This window comes from Micromonospora sp. NPDC048868 (assembly GCF_043198195.1).
GTDB lineage: Bacteria > Actinomycetota > Actinomycetes > Mycobacteriales > Micromonosporaceae > Micromonospora > Micromonospora reichwaldensis.
In genome coordinates, this window is record NZ_JBICUN010000012.1 from 211,583 (window position 1) to 221,210 (window position 9,628).

The following is a 9,628-nucleotide window of genomic DNA, read 5'->3' on the forward strand; positions in this document are numbered from 1 at the left end:
GTCGCCGCCGGCAGCCGCCACCGCGCTGCCGACGGCCGGTGACATCGGGCGCCGCTCAGAGCGCCACGATCGCCGCCGTCTCCGCCGGCAGCTCGATGCGATCGCGCATCACCGTGACCCCCTCCCCCGTCGCGAGCAGCACCCGGCGCGCCACCCCCGGCAGCGTGATCCGCTGGGGTTTGGCGGCCAGGTTCGCCGCCACCAGGGTCCCGCCCCGGCGCATCACCAGGAACTGGTCGCCGGGGCGTACGTCCACGGCGTGCAGCCTCGGGTCGGACAGGTCGGGGCGGCTCTTGCGCAGCGCGATGAGCCGCTTGTGGAACTCGTACATCTCGCGGTGTTCGGGTTTGTCCAGCTCGGCCCAGTCGAGCCGGGAGCGGACGAAGGTCTGCGGGTCCTGCGGGTCCGGCACGTCACCCTCCGGCCAGCCGTGCGCGGCGAACTCCCGCTTGCGCCCGGTGGCGACGGCGGTCGCCAACTCCGGCTCGGGGTGGCTGGTGAAGAACTGCCACGGGGTGCTGGCGGCCCACTCCTCGCCCATGAACAGCATCGGGGTGAACGGGGCGGTGAACAGCAGCGTCGCGCCGACGCGCAGCAGCCCCGGGGAGAGGGTGGCGGAGATCCGGTCGCCGGTGGCCCGGTTGCCGATCTGGTCGTGGTTCTGGAGGTACGCGACGAAGCGGTGGCCGGGGGTGCGCTGCCGGTCCACGGGCCGGCCGTGGTGGCGGTTGCGGAAGCTGGACCAGGTGCCGGCGTGGAAGAAGCCGCCGGTGAGCACGTCGGTGAGGCATTCCAGGGAGCCGAAGTCGCCGTAGTAGCCCTGCCGCTCGCCGGTGAGCAGGGTGTGCAGGGCGTGGTGGGCGTCGTCGTTCCACTGGGCGTGCAGGCCGAAGCCGCCGGCCTCCCGGGGCGTGATCAGCCGGGGGTCGTTGAGGTCGGACTCGGCGATCAGCGACAGCGGCCGGCCGAGGTGGGTGGCGAGCGCCTCGACCTCGATCGCCACCTCCTCCAGCCAGGGAGTGGCGCGGGAGTCGGGCATGGCGTGCACGGCGTCGAGCCGCAGGCCGTCGACGTGGTAGTCGCGCAGCCACATGAGGATGCTGTCGACGATGTAGCGGCGCACGCCGTCGGAGTGCGGTCCGTCGAGGTTGACGGTGCGGCCCCAGGTGTTGCTCTGCTCGGTGAGGTACGGCGCGAACATCGGCGCGTAGGCCCCGGAGGGCCCGAAATGGTTGTAGACGACGTCGAGGATCACCCCCAGGCCCTTGGCATGGGCGGCGTCGACCAGCCGTTTCAGGCCGTCCGGCCCGCCGTAGGGCTGGTGCGGGGCATACCAGCAGACCCCGTCGTAGCCCCAGTTGTGCTCGCCGTTGAAGGCGTTGACCGGCAGCAGCTCGATCATGTCGACGCCGAGGTCGACGAGGTGGTCGAGGCGGCCGATGGCGGCGTCGAAGGTGCCCTCGGGGGTGAAGGTGCCGACGTGCAGCTCGTAGAGGACGGCGCCGGGCAGCTGCCGGCCGGTCCAGGCCTGGTCGGTCCACTCGAACGCCGCGTGGTCGTAGCGCCGGCTCGGCCCGTGCACGCCCTCCGGCTGCCAGGGCGAGCGGGGGTCGGGCAGCGCCCGCTCGTCGTCGTCGAGCAGGAAGGCGTAGTCGGTGCCGGGGCCGGCGGCAGGCACCTCGACCCGCCACCAGCCGTCCGGGCCGGAGCGCATCTCGTGGTCGGCGACGCCCGGCAGGCGCAGCCGGACGCGGGCGGCCTGCGGCGCCCACACCGTGAACTCGGTCATGAAGCCTCCACGGACTCGGTGGTGGGAGCCAGCAGCGCGACGGGGTAGGTGGCCAGCAGGTCGGCCAGCGGGGTCTGCCCGCCACTGTAGGACCGGCCCGTGAACAGGTCGGTCACCTCGTGAACGGGAAGTGACAGAGTCGTGTCGCCCCAGCCGCCGGCGCGTGCCAGCCCGAGTGGCAGGCGGGTGGCCACGGCGACGGCGCCGCCCCGGTCGAAGGCGAGCGCGTGCCGCCCGGCGCGCCCGTGGGCCGGCACCGGCCGGTAGCCGGTGAACAGCTCCGGGCGGTCGCGGCGCAGCCGCAGGGTCCGCGACACCACGAGCAGCTTCGCCGCGCCGCCGGCGTCCACCGGCGGGGGCGGGCCGGCGTCGAGGCGGGCCAGCAGCTCCCGGCGTACGGCGAAGTCGACCGGCCGGCGGTTGTCGGGGTCGACAAGCGAGTTGTCCCACAGCTCGGTGCCCTGGTAGGTGTCGGGCACCCCGGGCATGGCGAGCTGCACCAGCTTCTGCCCGAGCGAGTTGGACCAGCCGACGGGGGCGATCTCGGCGGCGAAGGCGGTCAGTTCGGCGTGCAGCTGCGCGTCGTCGTACATCGCGTCGACCACGTCGTGCATGGCCCGCTCGAAGACCGGGTCGGGGTCGGCCCAGCTCGTCGACGCCGACGCCTCGCGGGCGGCCTTCTCGACGTACGCGTGCAGCCGCTCCCGTTCGATCGGCCAGGCGCCGACGGCGGTCTGCCACAGCAGGTGCGCGAAGGCCGGGTCGGGCAGCGGCGCGCGGGCCGTCCACCTGGCGACGAGGTCGGCCCAGCGTCCCGGCAGCTCGCTGAGCACGGCGAGGCGGGCCCGGACGTCCTCGGAGCGCTTGGTGTCGTGGGTGGAGAGCGTGGTCATGCTCGCCGGCCAGCGCACCTGCCGGGCGGCGGCGAAGCGGTGGAACTCGGCCGGCGGCACGCCGAAGTGCGCGGGGCTGCCGCCGACCTCGTTGAGCGCGACGAAGCGGCTCCACCGGTAGAAGGCGGTGTCCTCCACGCCCTTGGCCATGACCGCGCCGGTGAGCTGCGGGAAGCGCTTCGCCAGCTCGTCGTCGGGGTCGCGCAGCCGGCGGGTGAGCGCGTCCAGCACCGCGGTCAGGTCGGGGCGGCGGCGGCCGGCCTCGGCGCGGGCGGCGGCCAGGTGCCGGGCGCCGTGCGGCGGGTAGCCCCGGTAGACCGGGAACGCGGCGGCCAGCTCGGCCAGCGCCGCGCGGGCGGCGTCGTGCTCGACGTCGTCGGCGAGCGCGGCGAGGCGGGTCAGCTCGGCCGACAGCAGGCGGGTGGCCGCGGCGAGCTTGGTGTCGTGGGTGAGGTCCTGCCAGGAGGTGTGTCGGCCGACGAGGTGGGTGTCCAGGGCGGTGAAGTCGCCCTCCGCGTCGGGGTCGACGAAGAGCCCGCAGACGGCGGCGAGGGCGTCGTAGCCGGTGGTGCCCTCCACGGGCCAGTCCGGCAGCTCCTCGCCGTACTCCAGGATCTTCTCCACCACCAGCCACGCGTCGGGCGCCGCGGCGCGCAGCCGGGCCAGGTAGGCCGAGGGGTCGCGCAGCCCGTCCGGGTGGTCGACGCGGATGCCGTCGACCTCGCCGGCCGCCGCCCACCGCAGCACCAGCTCGTGGGTGGCGGCGAAGACGTCCGGGTCCTCCACCCGCAGCCCGGCCAGGTCCGAGACCGCGAAGAACCGGCGGTACGTCAGTTCGGTGTCGCCGCGCCGCCAGGAGACCAGCTCGTAGTGCTGCCGGTCGTGCACCTCGCGGGGGCTGCCGTCTGCGGTGCCGTCGGCGATCGGGAAGCGGTGCTCGTGGTAGCGCAGTTCCCCGTCGGCGAGCTTGAGGTCGTCGAGGGCGTCCGGGGTGTCGGCGAGCACCGGCAGCAGCAGCCGCCCCCGGTCCCAGTCGACGTCGAACCAACCGGCGTACGCCGAGTCGCGGCCCCGGCGCAGCACGTCCCACCAGGCGGGGTTCGCGGCGGGCACGGCCACGCCGGCATGGTTGGGCACGATGTCGACGACCATCCCGAGCCCGGCGGCGCGCAGTGCCCGCAGCAGCCGCTGCCGGGCCGCCTCGCCGCCCAGCTCGGGGTTGACGGCACGGTGGTCGACCACGTCGTAGCCGTGCGCCGAGCCGGGGGTGGCGGTGAGCAGGGGCGCGCTGTAGAGGTGCGTGACGCCGAGGCCGGCCAGGTAGTCGGCCAGCTCGGCGGTGGCGTCCAGGTCGAAGCCGGGGCGGACCTGCACCCGGTAGGTGGTGCCCACCCGGGGCGCGTCGGGTCGAGGGGTGCTCGACATGTCAGGCCTTCCTCTCCAGCACCACCACGCACCGGTCGGGCACGCAGAGGGTGCCGCCCGCCTCGACGACCGTGGTCTTCTCCGGTTCCGGTTCCGCGGTGCTGATCACCACCTCCCAGCGCGGCCCGAACTCGGGACCGGGCACGGTGAAGTCCAGCGGGGCGTCGTGTGCGTTGAAGCAGAGCAGGAAGGAGGCGTCCACGTGGCGCTGGCCGTACTGGCCGCGTTCGCGGATGCCCTCGCCGTTGACGAAGAGCGCCACCGAGCGGCCGAAGTCGTTGCCCCAGTCCTCGCCGGTCATCTCCCGCCCGTCGGGGGTGTACCAGGCCAGGTCCGGCAGGGGCTCGTCGACCAGCCGGGAGCGCACCGGCAGACCGGTGAAGAAGCGCCGCCGGCGGAACACCTGGTGGCGGCGGCGGAAGTCGACAAGCTTGCGGGTGAACTCCAGCAGGTCGGTGTCGGCGGCGTCCCAGTCGACCCAGGCCAGCTCGCTGTCCTGGCAGTAGGCGTTGTTGTTGCCCCGCTGGGTGCGGCCCAGCTCGTCGCCGTGGCCGATCATCGGCACGCCCTGGGAGAGCACGAGGGTGGTCAGGAAGTTGCGCCGCTGCCGGGCCCGCAGGGCGCGTACCGCCTCGTCGTCGGTGTCGCCCTCGACGCCGCAGTTCCAGGACCGGTTGTGGCTCTCGCCGTCGCGGTTCTCCTCGCCGTTGGCCTCGTTGTGCTTGTCGTTGTACGACACCAGGTCGCGCAGCGTGAACCCGTCGTGGCAGGTGACGAAGTTGATGCTGTGGAACGGGCGGCGCCCGTCGTCCTGGTAGAGGTCGGCGGAGCCGGAGATGCGGGAGGCGAACTCGGCGAGGGTGGCCGGTTCGCCGCGCCAGAAGTCGCGCACGGTGTCCCGGTACTTGCCGTTCCACTCGGTCCACACCGGCGGGAAGTTGCCCACCTGGTAGCCGCCCGGCCCGACGTCCCACGGCTCGGCGATGAGCTTGACCTGGCTGACCACGGGGTCCTGCTGCACCACCTCGAAGAAGGTGGAGAGGCGGTCGACCTCGTAGAACTCGCGGGCGAGGGTGGCGGCGAGGTCGAAGCGGAACCCGTCGACGTGCATCTCGGTCACCCAGTACCGCAGCGAGTCCATGATCAGCTGGAGCGAGTGCGGGCTGCGTACGTTGAGGCTGTTGCCGGTGCCGGTGTAGTCGACGTAGTAGCGGCGGTCCTCCTCGCTGAGCCGGTAGTAGCTGGGGTTGTCGACGCCCTTGAAGCTCAGCGTCGGGCCGAGGTGGTTGCCCTCGGCGGTGTGGTTGTAGACCACGTCGAGGATGACCTCGATGCCGGCGGCGTGCAGCGCCTTGACCATGCCCCGGAACTCCTGCACCTGCTGGCCAAGGTGCCCGAGCGCCGAGTAGCCGTGGTGCGGGGCGAAGAAGCCGATGGTGTTGTAGCCCCAGTAGTTGCGCAGCCCCATGTCGGCCAGCCGGTGGTCGTGCACGAACTGGTGCACCGGCATCAGCTCGACGGCGGTCACGCCGAGCTTCGTCAGGTGCTCGATCATCGGCGGGGAGGCGAGGCCGGCGTACGTGCCGCGCAGCTCGTCGGGGATGTCCGGGTGGCGCATCGTCAGGCCGCGCACGTGCGCCTCGTAGATGACCGAGTGGTGGTACGGGATGCGGGGCGGGGAGTCGTTGCCCCAGTCGAAGTACGGGTTCACCACCACCGACTTCGGCATGAACGGCGCCGAGTCGGTGGTGTTCATCCGCTCCGGGTCGCCGTGCTCGTAGTCGTAGACGGCCGGGTCCCACCGCACGTCGCCGTCGATAGCCTTGGCGTACGGGTCGAGCAGCAGCTTGGCCGGGTTGCAGCGCAGCCCGTTCGCCGGGTCGTACTGGCCGTGCACGCGGTAGCCGTAGCGCTGCCCCGGCTCGATGCCGGGGATGTACGCGTGCCAGACGTACGCGTCGACCTCGCGCAGCTCGACCCGCCGCTCCGCCCCGGTGTCCCACTCGTCGAACAGGCACAGCTCGACCCGCTCGGCCACCTCGGAGAAGATGGCGAAGTTGGTGCCCATCCCGTCGTAGGTGGCCCCCAGGGGGTACCGCTCACCCGGCCAGACCTGCATGTCGCTCCCTTTGCGCAAGATCATGAGCGCGCACCGCACCATGAGCGCACCACACGACGGGGCCGGGTGGCGCGCGTGCGGGTATTGCCCCACGCGCTCCGCCGCCAATCCACCCGATCGGAGGATGACCGTAATGCACCCGACTGGTAGCGGGTGGACGTTTCGACGCCCCCGGTCACCGTGGCCCCGCTGTCGGTCCGCAACGGATCATGCTTGCGGTCACCATCTTGCGTCCGCACTGGTCAAGTCGATGATCATCGGACAGACTCGCAGGATCCGGCGGGGGACGAGGTCCGGGGGGCGTGCGTGCGGGTGCTCCTGGTCGAAGACGACCTACGCGTGGCGTCTGCCCTCGCCAAGGCGCTGCGCCGCCGGGGACACGAGGTGGTGTCGGCGCTGACGGCCGCCGAGGCGATCCGGGCCGACGCCGTCGACCTGGTCCTGCTGGACCTCAACCTGCCCGACCGGGATGGCCTGGAGGTCTGCCGGCGGCTGCGGCAGGTCGACGAGGACGTCGCGATCATCGCGGTCAGCGCCCGCGCCGAGGAGTACGACCGGGTGGCCGGCCTACGCGCTGGCGCCGACGACTACGTCGTCAAGCCGTTCTCGATGGTGGAGTTGCAGGCCCGCATCGAGGCGGTGATGCGGCGCACCGCCCGCAGCACCCGGGGCACCCGCAGCACGGGCGAGTTGCGGGCCGGCAGGCTGCGCATCGACGTGCACGCCCGGCAGGTCTGGGTGGGCGACCGGGAGGTCAACCTCGCCCGCAAGGAGTTCGACCTGCTGGTGGCGCTCGCCCGGCAGGCCGGCACGGTGGTGCCCAGGGACCGGTTGCAGCTGGACGTCTGGCAGACGACCTGGGGCAGCCGGCACAACCTCGACGTGCACGTCGCGGCCCTGCGGGGCAAGCTCGACGACGCCGGCCTGGTCGAGACGGTGCGCGGCGTCGGCTACCGGCTGCGCACCGGATGAGGACCCTCGGTGACCTGAACCGCGACCCGCGCCCCGGTTACCGCGTCGGGAATCTCAGGTGATCCTCAAGAATCGCAGGCTGCCCGCCACCGGCGGGCCGAGTACGGGTGTGCTGGGCGCACCCAGCCATCCCTCCTGTTTGGAGATCCTTTTGAGATACAGACGGACAACGGCCGGTGTGTTCTCCGCGCTGCTCGCCGCCGCCCTCGTGGCGACGGCGGTGCCCGCGCAGGCGCAGGGGCAGCCGAGCGCTGCCCTTCAGCAGGCGGAGCCGAACCAGGTGCAGGGCCTCACGGTCGTGCAGGGTGACGGGTACGCCACGCTGGCGTGGACCCGGGTGGAAGGGGCCACCGACTACCAGATCGAGCGGACCCCGCTCGCCGCGGACGGCACGCCCGGCACGCCGGTCATTGCCGGTGTGTGGCGCCCGAACCGGCAGGTCAACAACGACGAGCCGACCTTCGCCGACGCCGGCTTCGCCCCCGGCAACGGCTTCCAGTGGCGGGTACGGGCCCGCTTCGGCACCGAGGTCCAGCCCTACTCGGCGCCGGTCAGCGGCACCACCCGCGGCCACTGGGGCGACGCGGGCACCCCGGGTGAGAACCTGCGCACCCAGTGGGAGGAGACGCTGGGCGCGCAGTACACAAGCGACGTCAACGAGTACGCGTACACCGCCGCGCTCGACGGGGCCAGCGACCGGGTCCGCGTCGTCGAGATCGGCCGTACCGTCCTGAACCGGCCGATCAACATGCTGGTCATCGGCTACCCCCGGCCGGCGGCGACGCCGGAGGCGGTGGCCGCGACCAACCCGCTGATGGTCAACTGCAACGTGCACGGCAACGAGCCGGGTGACCGCGAGGCCTGCCTGATCATGGCCCGGCAGCTCGCCTTCACCAAGGACGCCAAGACCCTCGACCTGCTGTCGAAGACCACCATGCTCATCGTGCCGACGCTCAACGGCGACGGGCGGGCGGCCAACTCCCGGGGCAACTCCACCGGCCAGGACCTGAACCGGGACCACTCGCTGATCCGCCAGCCGGAGACCCGCGCCCTCGCCGAGATGGTGCGCGACTACCGGCCGATCGCCGGCTACGACGGCCACGAGTACGGCAACACCAACACCGGTGACCTGCCGATGCTGCCGCCGCGGCACCAGAACGTGGCGCAGGGCATCTTCGACGAGTCGCAGAAGATGATCGAGGGCCACATGTACACCGAGGGCGCCCGGGACGGCTGGTGGGCCTGTCCGTACGGGTGCACCACCGGGGCCAACGTGGGGCTGAGCGAGGAGACCATCCTGCGCAACACCCTCGGCCTGAAGAACGTGGTCAACTCCCTGCTGGAGCTGCGCAGCTCCGGTGGCCCGACGCGGCCCGACGAGTCCAACACCGCGAACAACCGCCGGCGCAAGACCTACTCCGCGCTGTGGACGTTCAACCAGTTCCTCACGTACCACGGCGCCAGCGTCCAGGGCATCACCAAGGCCCGTGCCGAGGGGATCCTGTCGCAGTCCGCCAACGAGGGACGCATCGTGTTCCGGGGCTCCCGCAAGATCGAGGCGTACCCCGCCCCGCACCCGGGTGAGGCCCCGCCGCCCGCGGACGCCCCCACCCCGGAGCGGATCCTCGAGCAGGCGCCGTGCGCGTACCGGCTGACCGAGGAGCAGTACCACGGCGAGCGCACCGACGGCCCGGCCGGCCAGCGCACCACCGTGGCCCAGCGGCTCGCCGCCCACGGCTGGAAGGTGATCAAGGTCGGCGACAGCTACCTGGTTCCGCTGTCCCAGCCGCAGCGGGGCCTGATCCCGCTGCTGCTCGACGAGCAGGCCGTGGAGGGCCTGGTCGCCGGCGAGCGGGTCGCCCCCACCCTGACCGGTACCCGCAACGGCCCGCTGGTCGTCTCCGGCGTCGCCTGCCTCGACGGGGCCACCGTCCGGGGTCCGATCCAGGTGCGTCCCGGCGCGGTGCTGATCGTCAACGGCAGCTCGATCAACGGTCCCGTCGACGCCACGGGCGCCGCCGGGTTCGTCGTGACCGACAGCAGGGTCAACGGTCCGGTGCGCGCCACCGGCACCCAGGGCCCGGTCGTGGTGGTCGGTAACACGCTGACCGGCCCGGTCGGCGTGGTCGACGGCAAGGACGTGGCCCCGCTGGTGGCCGGCAACACCGTCAACGGCCCGCTGGACTGCACCGGCAACTCCGCGGCACCGACAGACCTGGAGGTCGCCAACTCCGTGAGTGGTCCGAAGTTCGGCCAGTGCGCGCAGCTGTGACCTGCTGAGTCCCCGCCCGAGGTGGGGGGGGGGGGGGGCCCCCCCCCCCCCCCCCCCCCCCCCCGCGCCCCGCGGGGGGGGGGGGGGCCGGGGGGGCGGCCCCCCCCCCCCCCCCCCGCCCCCCCCCCCCCCCCCCCCGCCCGGGGGGGGCCCCGGGG

Annotated in this window: 5 protein-coding genes; 2 read left to right on the top strand and 3 right to left on the bottom strand. The window is 72.9% G+C overall.

Translation table 11 applies throughout. From position 1 onward, the window contains the following. Nucleotides 1–55: 55 nt before the first annotated feature. The 3 genes from treZ to glgX are packed head-to-tail and all read right to left on the bottom strand — an operon-like array spanning nt 56 to nt 6,226. A complete protein-coding gene (gene treZ / locus ACGFNF_RS20340; RefSeq protein ID WP_357577430.1) occupies nt 56–1,789 on the bottom strand; it encodes a malto-oligosyltrehalose trehalohydrolase in 1,734 nt (577 codons plus the stop codon). Then, a complete protein-coding gene (gene treY, locus ACGFNF_RS20345; RefSeq protein WP_393169794.1) occupies nt 1,786–4,107 on the bottom strand; it encodes a malto-oligosyltrehalose synthase in 2,322 nt (773 codons plus the stop codon). The genes treZ and treY overlap by 4 nt, the downstream gene beginning before the upstream one ends. Nucleotide 4,108: 1 nt before the next feature. Continuing rightward, entirely contained in the window at nt 4,109–6,226 is a 2,118-nt protein-coding gene (gene glgX, locus ACGFNF_RS20350) for a glycogen debranching protein GlgX (protein WP_357577505.1), read from the bottom strand. 306 nt (nt 6,227–6,532) lie between these two features. On the opposite strand from glgX, the gene ACGFNF_RS20355 reads away from it, so the two are divergent. Both ACGFNF_RS20355 and ACGFNF_RS20360 read left to right on the top strand, forming a co-directional pair. Further along, nucleotides 6,533–7,198, top strand: coding sequence for a response regulator transcription factor (locus tag ACGFNF_RS20355; RefSeq protein WP_357577428.1), 666 nt, complete (start codon nt 6,533–6,535; stop codon nt 7,196–7,198). Between the two features lie 151 nt (nt 7,199–7,349). Beyond that, nucleotides 7,350–9,470 carry a M14 family zinc carboxypeptidase gene (locus ACGFNF_RS20360; protein ID WP_393169796.1) on the top strand — a complete coding sequence of 707 codons (2,121 nt, stop codon included), beginning with the start codon at nt 7,350–7,352 and terminating at the stop codon, nt 9,468–9,470. Nucleotides 9,471–9,628 lie beyond the last annotated feature (158 nt).

What these genes read in the sequence shown, in the direction of transcription:
- treZ (WP_357577430.1), bottom strand. Translation starts at nt 1,789, where the DNA reads ATGACCGAGTTCACGGTGTGGGCGCCGCAGGCCGCCCGCGTCCGGCTG.
- treY (WP_393169794.1), bottom strand. Translation starts at nt 4,107, where the DNA reads ATGTCGAGCACCCCTCGACCCGACGCGCCCCGGGTGGGCACCACCTAC.
- glgX (WP_357577505.1), bottom strand. Translation starts at nt 6,226, where the DNA reads ATGCAGGTCTGGCCGGGTGAGCGGTACCCCCTGGGGGCCACCTACGAC.